We start from the raw sequence: 13,517 nt of genomic DNA, 5'->3' as shown, positions 1-13,517 counted from the left end.
CGACGATGCGTTCACGCGCCGTGCTGGCGCTCACCCTCGGCCTGGTCCTGCTGGTGACCGGCTGCGGCAAGCCCGGCAAGCCCCCCGCCCAGGCGGGCAGCCCGCCGACGGCCTCGGCCACCCCAGCGCCGGAGCCGAGCCCCACCCCGAAGCCCAAGCGCACCACCCCGCCGAAGCCGAAGCTGCGTCCGCTGCCCAAGACCCTGCCCGCCGGGCTGCAGCGCCGGAGCGGCACCCGGGAGGTCGCCCTGACCTTCGACGACGGGCCGGACCCCCGGTGGACGCCGCAGATCCTGGACCAGTTGCGGGCGGCCCACGTCACGGCGACCTTCTGCCTGATCGGCACGCAGGCCCGCCGCCACCCGGCGCTGGTGGCACGGATCGTCCGGGAGGGCCACCAGCTCTGCAACCACAGCTGGCGGCACGACCTGAACCTCGGCCGGCGGCCGGTCGCGCAGATCCGGGCGGACCTGGTGCGCACCAACCAGGCCATCCGGGCCGCCGTGCCGGACGCCAAGATCAGTTGGTTCCGCCAGCCCGGCGGCCGGTGGACGCCGGAGGAGGTGACGGTCGCCCGCCAGCTCGGCATGCGCCCGCTGCACTGGACCGTCGACCCGCAGGACTGGGACCACCCGCCGGCCAAGACGATCATCAAGCGGGTGGCGGCGGCGGCGCGCCCTGGCTCGATCGTGCTGATGCACGACGGAGGCGGCGACCGGCGCCAGACCATGGCGGCCTGCCGGCAGCTGATTCCCGACCTCGAGCGCCGGTACGGTCTCGCCCCACCCCGCTGACCTGTGCTTCCACCCGTCGTCACGGCCAGGGGCATACCGGTTTGGTCGACCGCCGGGGCATGGCATATGCTTCTCATGCCTCCGGCGGGGCCGGATGGGAGCAAGTCCGCTTGAAGTTGCGAGTGTGCAATGATGGCGGGGCCGCCCTCATCGTCTAGCGGCCCAGGACGCCGCCCTTTCAAGGCGGTAGCACGGGTTCGAATCCCGTTGGGGGCACGGTCCGGCTCAGGCCGGATGCAACACCAGCCAGGTCCTGTGGAGCAGTCGGAGTGCTCGCCGCCCTGTCAAGGCGGAGGTCGCGGGTTCAAGTCCCGTCAGGACCGCCAGCGCTGACGCCGCGCTCATCTGCGCGGCGTTCTGCGTATCGGCCCATGCGGTAGCATGAGCCGAGCGGCACGGCCAGGTAGCTCAGTTGGTACGAGCGTCCGACTGAAAATCGGAAGGTCGGCGGTTCGACCCCGCCCCTGGCCACATAGCCTTTCGCCGGGCTACAGAGGTCCCCACCTGCGGAAACGTCGGTGGGGATCTTGCTGTTGGTATCCCGGCTGCATCGGTCGCCGCTGCCCGTGGTTGACCGCTCCTGGCTCGTGATCACCGCCATTTATCGCACGCAGATCGCACGCCGCCCCGCTTCTGCCGCCATCCCGCTGCCGGCTTCGGGCATTCGGCCTCGTCGTCGATCAAAGTAGGTTTGCATGCATGAAGCGTCCGCGTCTCCGGATGACGCAGCTCGTAGGGCTCCTGCTCCTGCTTGCGTCGGGTGCCGGGGTGTGGCATGGCTGGCCTGAAAAGGTCACGTCGCTACTTCTCATCGCCGGGGCACTGGTGGCTCATGGTCCGACTGCCATTGCCGCTTGGCGGGAAAGGGAGTCCAAGCCGCCCAAGTCTGCGGAAGAGGTTCTGAGGTGGTACCCGAAGTGGTGGGCCTGACCGCCTGCCGCTTCTGCTGCCCTCCGTCACCCTGTTTGAGCAGGGGTCTGACGAGGCGGGCCGGACTCGAACCCGCGACCGAGGGATTATGAGATCAAATTGAGCGGCCCGGCGAGCTGGGCACATGGTGGTTAAGCAAACATCTCACACCACTCCCAACCGTCCATCTGGCCGTGGTTGACCGCTTTTCCCCCGTGATCACCGTCACTGATCGCACGTAGTTGGCCTGACAGTTCCCTTTCGGGAAATCTCGCTCCCAGTGTCGGGAAGCGGGCGCACTGTGAAGCTGCACGGCGAGGCATCAGCCGGTATGGTCCGGGCCTATGGGACAGGAGATGGCCGATCCGGATGAGGTTCGTCAGGAATTCGACCGGTTCACTCTCCGCAGCAGCCTTTTCGCCCCAGCCTCCGCCGAACGGGCGTTCGCGGTCTTCAGCGGGTCGCTGGCCGACTGGTGGGTACGCGAATACACCTGGTCCGGGCCGGAGGCCCTGGCCGAACTGGGGATGGAGCCCCGGGCCGGCGGCATGCTCTACGAGATCGGCCCGTACGGCTTCCGCAGCGACTGGGGCCGGGTGCTGACCTGGGATCCACCCCGCCGGCTGGTCTTCACCTGGCAGATCGGGCCGGACCGGGTGGCGGTGCCGGACCCGGCGCGGGCGAGCGAGGTCGAGGTCCTCTTCCAGCCGGAAGGGCCGGAGCTGACTCGGGTCGACGTCGAGCACCGCTACTTCGACCGGCACGGTGCGGCCGCCGAGGGCTACCGCGAGGCGCTCACCGCCGGCTGGCACGAACTGCTAAGCCGCTACCTGGCCACGGTCGCCCGCAACCCGGCCTGACCGGCCCACCCGCACCGGTCGGGCTCACCCCCCGATGCCCCGCGTCGCGGCGCCCCGGCCGGCCACGCCGGTTCCCCCCAGGTCGGCCCGGCGTCCCGCCGCCGCACCCGAGCCGAACCCGGTGCCGGCCAGCCGACGGACCGGCGCGGTACGCAGCCGGGGGTAGACCTCGGCGAGCCGGCGCTGAACCCGATCGGAGCGGTCGGCCAGCACCAGCGCCGCCGAGGGCGCGCCGGACTCAGCCACCGCGTCGGCTTCGGCCGCGCGCAGCCGCTCGGTCACCACGTGGGCGAAGCCGGCCAGCCAGGTACGCCGGAACGCGGCCGGATGCTCCCCGGCCGGTACGGCGGCACCGGCCAACCCGTGCGCGGCCTGCACCAGCAGCGAGGTGAAGAGCAGCTCGACCCGTTCCAGGTCGCTCGCGAAGCCGAACAGGTGCATCGCGAAGCCGCTGCCCTGCCGGCGTCTTACGCAGCGGCAGCGCAGCGGATCGGCGACCGCCGCGAGCAGGCCGGCCTTGTCCCGGGCGTACGGGGCGACGACCTCGACGACCCGGTCGCCGACCGGGTCGGTGGCCGGTTCCCGGGCGGCGAGCAGGGCGCGGTCCACGCCGTAGCGGGCGATCAGTTCGGTCGCCTTGGCCATGAACGCCGCCGCCTCGGCCGGCGTGCAGGCCGGGTCCTCGGCCTGGGCGAGCAGCTTGCGGACCTTGCTCAGCATCGCCTCGGACATGCCCCCAGAGCTACCACAGTGGCGGGACCGGTCGGGATGCGCCGGGCCCGACGCGCTGGCCGTGCCGGGCCGACCCGCAGCGCCGGCCCTGAGCCGTGGACCCGGCGGTCAGCCCGCCCGGCTGCGCAGCGTGGCGACCGTCGACCCCGCCAGGGTGAGCAGGCAGTCCGGCAGCAGCCCGTCGGCGACCGCGGCGCCGAAGAGGGCCTCGCCGGTGTCGGCGTCGTCGTTGGCGTACGCGCTGACGAAGCGGGCCACCCACCGGGTGTCGTAGCCGGCCTGGTCGATCCCGGGGAAGTCGAGCGCGCAGCCGCCCGCCGGGGCGTCGTCACCGACCATCGTGGCGGCCAGGCACCACGCCACCCCGTACGCCCCGGCCAGCCCGGAGCGGTCCACCACGGCATCGAAGGTGCCCACCACCGCGTCGCCGTCACCGGCCAGTGCCGAGCGGAGCACCGCGGTCGCGTCGTCCAGCGTCTGCTGTGCTTCGTCGGTCACCTGCCGAACAGTAGGACCGACGGTCAAGCCGTGACCCCGAAACGGCCCAGCCATCACGGTCCGTGATATCCGCAGTCGGGCTGCCGACGGAGCCACCTCCACGGTCCCGCCGGCCGCCCCGGCACGCTAATGTGCGCAGCGGACCTTCGCCGGAGGAAGGACGACAATGCTCGTATCACGCGCGTCGCGCGCGGCCATTTCCGTGGCCTGCGCGGCGCTCCTGCTCGCCACCAGCGCCTGCGGGAGCGACCAGCCCGAGGAGGCGAACACCACCACCCAGGTGCGCCTCTACGGGACCGACGGCAACATGCAGAACTCGTACGCGGCCGAACTGAAGGACCGGGCGAGCCTTCTGAACGGCATGAAGGGCACAATTCCGCTCACCCAACTGCCGGAAAGCTTCAAGGAACGACTACGGACCGTAGACCCGAAGCTGACCGACTACCTCTACTCGGCCGAGACGTACGACGCGGTGGTGATCAGCGCGCTGGCCGCCCAGCTCGCCGGCACCACCCAGCCGGAGGAGATCGCCAAGCAGATCGTCGGGGTGACCAATGGCGGCCAGCGCTGCGAGGACCCGGCGACCTGCCTGCGGCTCGCCCGCGCCGGCCAGGACATCGAGTACCGCGGGGTGTCGCTGACCCGGGCCGGGTTCACCGACGCCGGCGAGCCGGCCACCGCCAGCTACGCCACCCTGCACTTCGACCACGAGCGGATCAACGACGGCAAGACCGAGTTCGTGGGCGCCGGTGACGAGTCCGGGGCGAGCACCAAGGCCCCGCCGCCGGGGAAGAAGCAGCGCGGCAAGCCGGGCAAGGGGGACACGCCGCTGATCATCGGCGGTCTGCTGCCGAAGACCGGTGACCTGGCCCTGGCGTACCCGCCGCTGGCCGCCGGCGCGGCGCTCGCCATCAAGGACATCAACGCCGCCGAGGGCGTGCTGGGCCAGCCGGTGATGTGGATCGACGGCGACGACGGCACCAACCCCGAGGTCGCGAAGGCGGCGGTGGCGTCGCACGTGCAGAAGGGCGTCCAGGTCATCATCGGTGCGGCCGCGTCCGGCATCTCCCGGGCCGTGCTGCCCGACGTGGTGGCCGCCGGCCGGATCCTCTTCTCCTCGTCGAACACCGACGCCGGGCTCACCACGATCGACGACAAGGGGCTCTACTTCCGCACCGCCCCGTCGGACATCCTCCAGGGCCGGGCCCTGGCCGACGTGATCATGCGGGACGGCTCGCACAAGGTCGCCATCGTGGCCCGCAAGGACTCCTACGGCGAGGGCCTGCAGGAGAACGTCCGCGCCGAGCTGGAGCGGGCCGGTCTGGGCGGCGACCAGGTCAAGCTGCTCACGTACCCGCTGCCGGCCGACGGGCAGAAGGTGGACTTCTCGGCCGGCGCCAGGGAGATAAAGGACTACGGGGCGGACGCCGTGCTGATCATCGGCTTCGGCGAGTCGTTGCACGTGATCACCTCGCTGGCCGATGCCGGAGTACCGATCCAGCACTGAACGCGACGACGAGGGCCGCACCGGTTCGCCCGGTGCGGCCCTCGTCGCATGTCCGGACCGGTCAGCGGGACCGGCGCCGCTCCAGGAACTCGGTCATCCGCCGGTGCTTCTCCTCGTCCTCGAAGAGCACCGCCTGGCTGAGCAGGTCGAGCTGCGGGTGGGCGGCGGGCGGGGCGTCCACGGCCAGCTTGGTGAGCCGCAGCGCCAGCGCCGAACCCTTCGCGATCTCGTCGAGCAGGCCGTGCGCGGTGGGCAGCAGCTCCGCCGGCTCGGCCACCACCCGGTTGACCAGCCCGATCCGCAGGGCCTCGTCGGCGTCCATCCGGCGGCCGGTGAAGAGCAACTCCTTGGCCCGGGCCTCCCCGACCAGCGCCGGCAGGCGGTAGGTCGCGCCGGCGCCGGCCAGGATGCCCAACCGCACCTCGGGCTGGCCGAACACCGCGCGCGCCGTGCACACCCGCAGGTCGCAGGCGTACGCCAGCTCGGCGCCCCCACCCAGCGCGGGGCCGTCCACGGCCGCCACGGTCGGCATCGGGAGCGCCCGGATCCGGGCGAAGGCGGCCTGGTTGATGGCGGCCAGGGCGTCCAGCCGGCCGCGCTCGCGGAGCTGGCCGATGTCCGCCCCGCCGGCGAAGATGCCCTCCGCCCCGCCGGTGAGCAGCAGCAGCCGGGGCCGCGCCTCCAGCTCGGCGCAGACCGCGTGCAACTCGGCGATCAGGTCGGCGTCGATGGCGTTGCGCTTCTCCGGCCGGTCCAGCGTCACCACCAGCCGGTCCGGCAGCTCCTCGATCCGCAGCCCGCTCACTCTGCCAACCCTTCGTTCGCGGCTGCGGGGCTCGCAAGCTCACTCCTCGCGCTCACGGTGCCAACCTTCCTTTCGCGACTGCGGGGCTCGCAAGCTCACTCCTCGCGCTCACCGCTTGACCCCGCCTTCCCACGTGTAGAAGCCCTGGCCGGACTTCTTGCCCAGCTTCCTGGCGGCCACCATCTCCACCAGCAGCGGCGGCGGCGCGAACCGGTCCCCGTACGCGGCCTGGAGGGTGCGGGCGATATCGAGGCGGACGTCCAGCCCGACCAGGTCGGTCAGCTCCAGCGGGCCGACCGGGTGCCGGTAGCCGAGCACCATCGCCTTGTCGATGTCCGCGGGGCTGGCCACCCCGTCCGCGACCATCCGGATCGCCTCCAGCCCGAGGGTGACGCCGAGCCGGGAGGTGGCGAAGCCGGGCATGTCGCGTACGACGACGGGGTCCTTGCCCAGCCGCCCGGCGAGCGCGACGGCCGCCTCGGTGGTCCCCGGCGCGGTGGCCGGGCCGACCACGATCTCCAGCAGCGCCATCGCCCAGACCGGGTTGAAGAAGTGCAACCCGACGAAGTTCGCCGGCCGGTCCAGCCCGTCGGCCAGGTCGGCGATCGGGATGCTGGACGTGTTGCTGCCGAGCAGGGCGGGACGCCGCGCCTCGGCCTCCCGCAGCACCGACCGCTTGAGGTCGAGCCGCTCCGGGACCGCCTCGACGATCACGTCGGGCCCCTCGGCGACCTCGGCCAACCCGGCCCGCAGGGTGACCCGCGCCCGGTTCGCCGTCGCCTCCTCGGCGGTCAGCTTGCCGCGCTGCACCCCGCGCTCCCACAGCTCGCCGAGGCGCTGCACGGCGGCCGCCCCGCGGGGTGGATCCACCTCGACCAGCTCCACCGCGTAACCGGCGCCGGCCGCCACGTACGCGATGCCGAGGCCCATGGTGCCGGCCCCGACGACCACAAAACGACCACTCATGACGTCCCCTCGCCGCGGGCGGCGGCGCGCGGGGTCTCCGCCGCGCCGGCCCGCATGCTCCGCTCGTTCCTGGGTGCGACCCTATGCAGGGCCGGCCCGGGCGACGTGCGTGGGGGCGCGCCGGATCGGGTACGACGGCCGTCGAAGCCGACACGGAAGGACCGACATGAGCCAGGCACCGGAGAACGCGGAGAACCCGGAGACCGTGGAGACCCGCGGCGACGAGCGGGTGGACCTGCTCCGCGCGGACACCAACAACGACGGCCGGACCGACGTGTGGGTGGTGGACACCGACGGCGACGGGAAGGCCGACCTGTTCCAGTTCGACACCGACGGTGACGGCGAGGTGGACATCACCATGGTCGACCTCGACGAGGACGGCACCCCCGACGAGGTGGTCGACGGGGACGGTGGCCTCCCGCCGGAGCAGCATTCCCCGACCGTCCAGGTGTGAGCGAGACGGAGGGGCCCCTGGCCAACGCCTCGGCGGCGGCGACGCAGGGGCCCTTCCCGGCCTCGGGGCCTGTGCTCAGGCCAGCTTCAGCGTGGCCAGATAGTACGGATGGTCCCGGTCGTCCACGTCGACCAGTCGCCACGGCGAGCCGTGGACCAGCTCGGCCAGCTCGTCGACCGAGCACACCAGATAGTCGAACCACTCGGTGCCGAGCAGCCGGTAGCGCAGCCGCAGCCGGAGCTGGCCGCCGAACCGGCCCCGCCGCCGGTTGCGCTCGTGGTAGCTCGTGTGCACCGGGTCGGTGGTGCCGTACGGGTCGGTGCCGTGGGCGATGACCTGGGCGCCGGGCCGGGCCAGCGCGGCGAGCGCGGCCAGGAACCCGGGTGCCCGCTCCCGTCCCTCGATCAGCCCGAGGTTGTTCCCGAGCAGCAGGAATGTGTCATACCGGCGGCCGTCGGCGACGTGCTCGTCGATCGTGCCGTGCACCAGGTCGCGTACGCCCCGGTGGCGGCAGACCCGCAACGCTCCGGCCGAGGTGTCCAGCCCGGTGACCGGGACCCCGCGCTGCTGCAGGTGCAGGGCGATCCGGCCGCCACCGACGCCCACGTCCAGCGCGTGCCCGCGCACCCGCTCCACGGCCCGGTGGTCGTACGGCTGCCACGCCTCTGGCGGGTCCAGGTAGTGCCCGGCGGGAGCGCCGTTGACCAGGCCGTCGTCCCGCTCGATGATCTCGATGACCGGTCGGGGCAGCCGCCCGCCGACAAGTGGCCGGGGTCCGACCCCGGTGGCGACCGCGTACGCGTCGCGGATCATCTCGCCGAACACGTCGCCGATCGTGGGTTCCCCGGTCACGGGCGCTGTCTCTGTTCGCGACTGCGGGGCTCGCAGACCCGGCTCGCTCCTCGCGCTCACGGCGATCACGCTATCCGGGCTCGGCCGGGCTGTCGCGGCCGTATCCTGGGCGGCGTGACCGACCTGGACCGCCTGGCGGCGGAGAAGTACGTGCTGCTCACGACGTTCCGCAAGGACGGCCGGGGAGTGGCGACGCCGGTCTGGGCGGTGCGGGACGGGGACGCGCTGGCGGTGTGGACGGCGTCGGACTCCGGCAAGGTCAAGCGGATCCGCCGGGACAGCCGGGTGACCGTGGCACCGTGCGACGTCCGCGGCCGGCCGCACGGCGAGGCGCTACCGGGGCACGCGGCGATCTGCGATCTGGTCGGCACCCAACGGATCCGCGGACTGCTGAAGCACAAGTACCGCATGATCGGGCGGCTCAGCCTGCTGGGCAGCCGGCTGCGCCGTGGCGAGCGCGGCACGGTGGGGCTGCGCGTCGTGCTGGACGAGTGAACCCCGGACACGATTAAGGGCGGCGGATCGCCGCTCGCGCGTACGTCCGGCCGCCCCTGATCGGAACGCCTGAGAAAGTCCGGTGGTCAGTCCCCCTGGCGCTGCTGGGGAATCTGCCCCTGCAGCAGGGCCCGGACCTCCGATTCGCGGTAGCGGCGGTGGCCGCCCAGGGTCCGGATCGCGCTAAGCTTGCCAGCCTTGGCCCACCGGGTCACCGTCTTCGGGTCGACACGGAACATCGACGCCACCTCGGCCGGTGTGAGTAGCGGCTCTGGTTCATGCGTTCGCGATGCCATCGGGGTCACTCCTCCACATGTATAGACATCGGCCGGGGTCCCGCCGGCCGACGCGTCTCCCATGGTCCGGCTAGTCCCCGATGTCCGACATGGGCCGAACGGCTGAAGGTCCCTAGACGGACGGATGAACCATGCCCGATTTTTACGACTTTTACGCCGCAGACAGTACCTTATTAGGACTCATGATCACGGTTCGTGATGCGTCAACTACGAGACACTCTCGCATCGAGAGGTCTCTATCGGGCAATTCGGGCTAGTTGCAGCGCTCCAGCAGCTGCACCGCCCGCCACCGGGCGACCAGCTTGTCGTACGCCGCCGACGCCTCCTCCGCCTCGCCCCGGGAGAGCCCGGCCAGCCCGGTCGCGACCAGCTCGGTCGAGTCGTCGGCGGCCAGTGTCTCGTCCGGCAGCAGCTGCACCAGGCCCCCATAGTCCAGCTCCACCACCGAGCGCGGGTGGAACTCCTCCAGCCAGCGGGCGGCCTCCTCGACCGCCTCGGTGATCGGGGCGTCCCCGACCGACTTGCGCAGCACCGACAGCGCCCGGGACGACCGGCGGCGCGCCTTGGAGATCTCCGTCCGGTAGCGCAGCGCGCGCCGGTCCGGCTCGGTCACCAACTGCCGTTCCTGCCGGTCGAAGAGCACGAACCAGCGCAGTGGCACCCCCCAGGTGGCGATCTGCTCGTGCACCCGGGGCACCCCGTGCTCCAGCACCCGCGCCCCGCTGCGCCAGTCCTCCACCACCGCCTTGGCCTGCCCGGCCAGGGTGGGCGGGACGAACGCGTCGGCCAGCACCGACGGCACCCCGTCCCGGGCGCTCAGCGCCGCCTCCGCCACCCGGATCCGCAGGTTCCACGGGCAGACCAGCAGCGTGTCGTCGGTCTCCAGCACGTACGCCTCGTCCGGCAGGTCGGGCAGCCGGGTCCAGCCCGCGCCGAGCGCCTCGATCACCGCGGTGCGCTGCCGGACCGGGCCCTCCAACGGAGCGACCGCCCGGCCCTCGCTGACGTACCGGCGCCAGAACGACTGGCGGTCCCGGTCGAAAGCGGTCAGCGGCTCGTACACCCGCAGGTAAGAAGCGAAGAGCGACGGCACGGGGCGATCCTCCCACGAGACGGGACCCCCGCGTCGCCGGCGTGACGGGGGGCCGTGACGTGCACGACAGTACGGTTCCGGCCGATATTAGGCTCTGCAGCACCGGCAGCATCCCGCCGGCACGCCACCAGGTCCGCGCCCCACAAGGACGCACACCGACACAGGAGCCAGCAATGGGCGTATTCGCCAGCACCGACGACCCCGGATCCACCGGCCACGAACAGGTCGTGTTCTGCCAGGACACGCAGTCCGGCCTCAAGGCGATCATCGGGATCTACTCCACCGCGCTCGGCCCCGCGCTCGGCGGCACGCGGTTCTACCCGTACGCCAGCGAGGAGGAGGCCCTCGCCGACGTGCTCGACCTCTCCCGCGGCATGGCCTACAAGAACGCCCTGGCCGGCCTCGACCTCGGTGGCGGCAAGGCCGTCATCTGGGGCGACCCGGAGCAGATCAAGAGCGAGGCGCTGCTGCGCGCGTACGGCCGCTTCGTGGAGTCCCTCGGCGGGCGCTACTACACCGCCTGCGATGTCGGCACCTACGTCGCCGACATGGACGTGATCGCCCGGGAGACCCGGTACGTCACCGGACGCAGCGTGGAGCACGGCGGTGCCGGCGACTCCTCCATCCTGACCGCCTGGGGTGTCTTCCAGGGCATGCGGGCCGCCGCCGAGCACGTCTGGGGTGCCCCGACGCTGGCCGGGCGCCGGGTCGGCGTGGCCGGCCTGGGCAAGGTCGGCAAGTACCTGACCGGGCACCTGCTGGGCGACGGGGCCGAGGTCGTGGCGACCGACGTCAACCCGAAGGCCCTCGAGTGGGTGCGCACCACCCACCCGCAGGTCGAGCTGGTCGACGACACCGCCGCGCTGATCGCCTCCGACATCGACGTGTACGCCCCGTGCGCGCTGGGCGGCGCCCTGAACGACGACACAGTGTCGGTGCTGCGGGCCAAGGTGGTCACCGGCGCGGCGAACAACCAGCTCGCCCACTCGGGCATCGAGAAGGTCCTCGCCGACCGTGGCATCCTTTACACCCCCGACTACGTGGTAAACGCCGGCGGAGTGATCCAGGTCGCCGACGAGATCGAGGGCTTCAACTTCGAGCGGGCGAAGCTGCGGGCGACCCGGATCTACGACACCACCCGGGAGATCCTGCGGCTCGCCGACGACGAGGGCGTCCCGCCGGCGGTGGCTGCGGACCGGCTCGCCGAGCGGCGGATGGCCGAGGTCGGCCGGCTGCGGACGATCCACCTGCGGTGAACATCACGCCGGGGGCGGGGCACCGCTCCGTCCCCCGGCGTGCGGCGCTGACCTTGCCGGCGTTAAGCTGGAAATTAGGCAGCTTCGCGACGGTTTGTCCAGTGTCACGGCCAGTCACGGTGCCCGCTCCTTACCGGGTACAATTTGTGACGGCCGGAACACTGCGACGCGCAGGGCCGGCTGGCGGTAACCCGAGGTGCCGAACGGTGGCATCCCCATGTACCGTAAGAGCCACGAGAGATGCCTGACGTCATCGGGGCCCGCCTTCGGGCTGCCCCGCATTCTGTGCGAGGGGGTCGAGCCATGGGGCGCGGCCGTGCTAAGGCCAAGCAGACAAAGGTGGCCCGGGAGTTGAAGTACCACTCCCCGAACACCGACCTCGCCGCCTTGCAGCGAGAACTCGGCGGCAGCGGCAAGTCGGACCACGACTTCGACGACGACTACAAAGAGTATGTCGACGACGATGACGAGGACCACGCGGACGACGACCCGGACACCTGGGCCCGTCCGACCCGCTGACCTCCGGTCACATCTGAGCACGCGGTAGCCCCCGCGTGCTCACGCATGTGCTCAGCGGAAGCCGGCGTACCGACCGACGATCAGGGACCTGCCGCACCGGGCCGCGCCCGGGCGCACCGGCAGGTCCTTGATCGCGGACGGCTGGCGTCAGCGCGGCCGGTTGTTCCAGTTGTAGAACGTCGGGATGTTCTCGAAGTGGTTCCAGGCGCACACCGCACTGGCCCCGTCACCGCCCGACACCTCCGCTCGCAGCAGCCGCGCGGCCTCGGCCTCGTGGAGCAGAGCGGTCAATCCCACGGCGGCTTCCCGCACGCGGTCCGCCACCGGGTCCGGTGCGGCTTCCCCGACGCGCTCAGGCTGCCGGCGACTCGCGGTCTCGGGCATGCTCCAACACTCCCTCCAGTAGGCGGATCTTGCTGTTGCGGCAGTGCTCGGTCTCCGTACCGTCGAAACGGCCCAGCTCGAAATAGCGGTTGGCGGCGTGGCCGCCGCCACAGAACCCGAAGTAGGGGCAGGACGACCGGCACGCCTCGACGCCGGCGAGGAACTCACCGACCCAGGGCGTACGCCCCGCACCGGAGAGGATCTCGGCCAGCGGGGTACTCAGCACGTTGCCGCTGCTGAAGTCCCCGTACCGAGCATCGGTGAAGCCGGCCAGCTCGGGGGAGAGCACCACCACCGTACCGTCGTGGGCGACGGTGGGGATCGGGTCGAGCTGGCGGGGCAGCAGGTCGTCCGCCGTGCCGGCCAGGACGGCCCCGGCGTACCGCAGGGTCCACTCCACCTCGCGCAGGTGGATCCGGGGATCCCGGCGCCAGGCGCCGACCAGTTCCGCCCAGAATCCGGTCACCGCGACGGCGTCCCGGGCGTTGCTCCGGGTGTTGACCCCCTCGGTCTCCTCGATGTTGACGCCCAGCACGTCGCAGCCGAGGTCAAGGAAGTAGTCGTACAGCTCGGTGGCCAGGCCCGGCGCGGGCCGGGACACCACGGCGAGGGCCGAGAAGGGCAACCCGTGCCGGCGCAGCGCGGCCACGCCGGCCAGGATCCGGTCGTACGCCGGCCGGCCGCCCCGGGTGACCCGCTCGGCGTTGCGCTCCCGCGGCCCGTCCACGCTCACGCTGACCCGGATGCCGTGCTCGGCGAAGAACGCGCACCAGGCGTCGTCGATCAGCGTGGCGTTGGTCTGGACGTGGTGCTCCACCTCCGGGTGGAACGGGGCCAGCAGGGCCGCCAGATGCTCCCGGCCGGCCGCGAGGGGCTCCCCGCCGTGCCAGACGACGGAGAAGCGGCCGACGGCCGCCCACGGGTTCACCGCGGCCGCCACCGCCTCGGCGACCGCGACCGGCATCCGCCGGTCCGCCGCCCGCATCGGCAGGTAGCAGTAGGCGCAGTCGAGATTGCAGAGCGTGGTCGGCTGCATCACCACGTACGAGGGGACGGCGGCGATGCCGCGCATCCCGGGATGCGTACGAGCAGCCATC

General features: G+C 72.0%; 16 protein-coding genes and 3 tRNA genes. 10 read left to right on the top strand and 9 right to left on the bottom strand.

What is annotated here, in order from left to right:
* The first annotated feature begins 5 nt into the window (after nt 1–5).
* The 5 genes from ABZ783_RS05170 (at nt 6) to ABZ783_RS05150 (ending at nt 2,563) form a co-directional block, all read left to right on the top strand.
* Nucleotides 6–794 (top strand): polysaccharide deacetylase family protein, encoded by a 789-nt coding sequence (locus ABZ783_RS05170; protein WP_357434606.1) that lies wholly within the window; start codon nt 6–8, stop codon nt 792–794.
* Between the two features lie 143 nt (nt 795–937).
* Nucleotides 938–1,010: transfer RNA gene (locus tag ABZ783_RS05165), tRNA-Glu, on the top strand.
* A 33-nt stretch (nt 1,011–1,043) separates the two neighbouring features.
* Nucleotides 1,044–1,120, top strand: a tRNA-Asp gene (locus ABZ783_RS05160).
* Nucleotides 1,121–1,191: 71 nt separating this feature from the next.
* Nucleotides 1,192–1,265 (top strand) — tRNA-Phe (locus tag ABZ783_RS05155).
* Nucleotides 1,266–2,047: 782 nt separating this feature from the next.
* Complete coding sequence (locus tag ABZ783_RS05150; protein ID WP_357434605.1) at nt 2,048–2,563, top strand: SRPBCC family protein; 516 nt, start codon at nt 2,048–2,050, stop codon at nt 2,561–2,563.
* 24 nt (nt 2,564–2,587) lie between these two features.
* On the opposite strand, the gene ABZ783_RS05145 is transcribed toward ABZ783_RS05150, so the two are convergent.
* Together ABZ783_RS05145 and ABZ783_RS05140 are read right to left on the bottom strand one after the other, a co-directional pair.
* Nucleotides 2,588–3,295: a DUF2786 domain-containing protein gene (locus ABZ783_RS05145; protein WP_357434604.1), complete on the bottom strand. Its 708-nt coding sequence runs from the start codon at nt 3,293–3,295 to the stop codon at nt 2,588–2,590.
* A gap of 108 nt (nt 3,296–3,403) precedes the next feature.
* A complete protein-coding gene (locus ABZ783_RS05140; RefSeq protein ID WP_357434603.1) occupies nt 3,404–3,793 on the bottom strand; it encodes a hypothetical protein in 390 nt (129 codons plus the stop codon).
* Nucleotides 3,794–3,959: 166 nt separating this feature from the next.
* On the opposite strand from ABZ783_RS05140, the gene ABZ783_RS05135 reads away from it, so the two are divergent.
* Nucleotides 3,960–5,300, top strand: coding sequence for an ABC transporter substrate-binding protein (locus ABZ783_RS05135; RefSeq protein WP_357434602.1), 1,341 nt, complete (start codon nt 3,960–3,962; stop codon nt 5,298–5,300).
* Nucleotides 5,301–5,361: 61 nt separating this feature from the next.
* Here the strand turns inward: ABZ783_RS05135 and ABZ783_RS05130 are convergent, their stop codons facing one another.
* On the bottom strand, nt 5,362–6,105 hold the full coding sequence (locus ABZ783_RS05130) for an enoyl-CoA hydratase/isomerase family protein (protein ID WP_357434601.1): 744 nt from the start codon (nt 6,103–6,105) through the stop codon (nt 5,362–5,364).
* A 108-nt stretch (nt 6,106–6,213) separates the two neighbouring features.
* A complete protein-coding gene (locus tag ABZ783_RS05125) occupies nt 6,214–7,071 on the bottom strand; it encodes a 3-hydroxyacyl-CoA dehydrogenase family protein (protein ID WP_357434600.1) in 858 nt (285 codons plus the stop codon).
* Between the two features lie 166 nt (nt 7,072–7,237).
* Here ABZ783_RS05125 and ABZ783_RS05120 point away from each other — a divergent pair, with 166 nt between their 5' ends.
* Nucleotides 7,238–7,525, top strand: coding sequence for a hypothetical protein (locus ABZ783_RS05120; protein WP_357434599.1), 288 nt, complete (start codon nt 7,238–7,240; stop codon nt 7,523–7,525).
* Nucleotides 7,526–7,600: 75 nt separating this feature from the next.
* Here the strand turns inward: ABZ783_RS05120 and ABZ783_RS05115 are convergent, their stop codons facing one another.
* Complete coding sequence (locus tag ABZ783_RS05115; protein WP_357434598.1) at nt 7,601–8,377, bottom strand: methyltransferase domain-containing protein; 777 nt, start codon at nt 8,375–8,377, stop codon at nt 7,601–7,603.
* A gap of 114 nt (nt 8,378–8,491) precedes the next feature.
* On the opposite strand from ABZ783_RS05115, the gene ABZ783_RS05110 reads away from it, so the two are divergent.
* The gene (locus ABZ783_RS05110; RefSeq protein WP_357434597.1) at nt 8,492–8,872 is read left to right on the top strand and encodes a PPOX class F420-dependent oxidoreductase; all 381 of its coding nucleotides are present in this window, start codon (nt 8,492–8,494) and stop codon (nt 8,870–8,872) included.
* Nucleotides 8,873–8,958: 86 nt separating this feature from the next.
* Here the strand turns inward: ABZ783_RS05110 and ABZ783_RS05105 are convergent, their stop codons facing one another.
* Nucleotides 8,959–9,168, bottom strand: coding sequence for a BldC family transcriptional regulator (locus tag ABZ783_RS05105; protein WP_007073996.1), 210 nt, complete (start codon nt 9,166–9,168; stop codon nt 8,959–8,961).
* A 253-nt stretch (nt 9,169–9,421) separates the two neighbouring features.
* Complete coding sequence (locus ABZ783_RS05100) at nt 9,422–10,261, bottom strand: hypothetical protein (protein ID WP_357434596.1); 840 nt, start codon at nt 10,259–10,261, stop codon at nt 9,422–9,424.
* Nucleotides 10,262–10,434: 173 nt separating this feature from the next.
* Here ABZ783_RS05100 and ABZ783_RS05095 point away from each other — a divergent pair, with 173 nt between their 5' ends.
* Both ABZ783_RS05095 and ABZ783_RS05090 read left to right on the top strand, forming a co-directional pair.
* Nucleotides 10,435–11,517 (top strand): Glu/Leu/Phe/Val dehydrogenase dimerization domain-containing protein, encoded by a 1,083-nt coding sequence (locus ABZ783_RS05095; protein WP_357434595.1) that lies wholly within the window; start codon nt 10,435–10,437, stop codon nt 11,515–11,517.
* A gap of 303 nt (nt 11,518–11,820) precedes the next feature.
* On the top strand, nt 11,821–12,036 hold the full coding sequence (locus ABZ783_RS05090; protein ID WP_073834995.1) for a DUF3073 domain-containing protein: 216 nt from the start codon (nt 11,821–11,823) through the stop codon (nt 12,034–12,036).
* A 147-nt stretch (nt 12,037–12,183) separates the two neighbouring features.
* On the opposite strand, the gene amcA is transcribed toward ABZ783_RS05090, so the two are convergent.
* Together amcA and amcB are read right to left on the bottom strand one after the other, a co-directional pair.
* Nucleotides 12,184–12,420, bottom strand: coding sequence for a multiple cyclophane-containing RiPP AmcA (gene amcA / locus ABZ783_RS05085; protein ID WP_073834996.1), 237 nt, complete (start codon nt 12,418–12,420; stop codon nt 12,184–12,186).
* The gene (amcB, locus tag ABZ783_RS05080; protein WP_357434778.1) at nt 12,389–13,492 is read right to left on the bottom strand and encodes a cyclophane-forming radical SAM peptide maturase AmcB; all 1,104 of its coding nucleotides are present in this window, start codon (nt 13,490–13,492) and stop codon (nt 12,389–12,391) included. The genes amcA and amcB overlap by 32 nt, the downstream gene beginning before the upstream one ends.
* Nucleotides 13,493–13,517 lie beyond the last annotated feature (25 nt).

This window comes from Micromonospora sp. NPDC047738, assembly GCF_040642675.1.
GTDB lineage: Bacteria > Actinomycetota > Actinomycetes > Mycobacteriales > Micromonosporaceae > Micromonospora.
The sequence above is the reverse complement of the archived record's forward strand: the minus strand, read 5'-3'. Positions and strand labels throughout refer to the sequence as shown.

Excerpts from the sequence above, each read along its gene's own strand:
- ABZ783_RS05125 (WP_357434600.1), bottom strand. The coding sequence starts at position 7,071 with ATGAGTGGTCGTTTTGTGGTCGTCGGGGCCGGCACCATGGGCCTCGGC.
- ABZ783_RS05105 (WP_007073996.1), bottom strand. The coding sequence starts at position 9,168 with ATGGCATCGCGAACGCATGAACCAGAGCCGCTACTCACACCGGCCGAG.
- ABZ783_RS05135 (WP_357434602.1), top strand. The coding sequence starts at position 3,960 with ATGCTCGTATCACGCGCGTCGCGCGCGGCCATTTCCGTGGCCTGCGCG.
- ABZ783_RS05095 (WP_357434595.1), top strand. The coding sequence starts at position 10,435 with ATGGGCGTATTCGCCAGCACCGACGACCCCGGATCCACCGGCCACGAA.
- ABZ783_RS05170 (WP_357434606.1), top strand. The coding sequence starts at position 6 with ATGCGTTCACGCGCCGTGCTGGCGCTCACCCTCGGCCTGGTCCTGCTG.
- amcB (WP_357434778.1), bottom strand. The coding sequence starts at position 13,492 with ATGCGCGGCATCGCCGCCGTCCCCTCGTACGTGGTGATGCAGCCGACC.
- ABZ783_RS05150 (WP_357434605.1), top strand. The coding sequence starts at position 2,048 with ATGGGACAGGAGATGGCCGATCCGGATGAGGTTCGTCAGGAATTCGAC.
- ABZ783_RS05120 (WP_357434599.1), top strand. The coding sequence starts at position 7,238 with ATGAGCCAGGCACCGGAGAACGCGGAGAACCCGGAGACCGTGGAGACC.
- amcA (WP_073834996.1), bottom strand. The coding sequence starts at position 12,420 with ATGCCCGAGACCGCGAGTCGCCGGCAGCCTGAGCGCGTCGGGGAAGCC.
- ABZ783_RS05090 (WP_073834995.1), top strand. The coding sequence starts at position 11,821 with ATGGGGCGCGGCCGTGCTAAGGCCAAGCAGACAAAGGTGGCCCGGGAG.
- ABZ783_RS05145 (WP_357434604.1), bottom strand. The coding sequence starts at position 3,295 with ATGTCCGAGGCGATGCTGAGCAAGGTCCGCAAGCTGCTCGCCCAGGCC.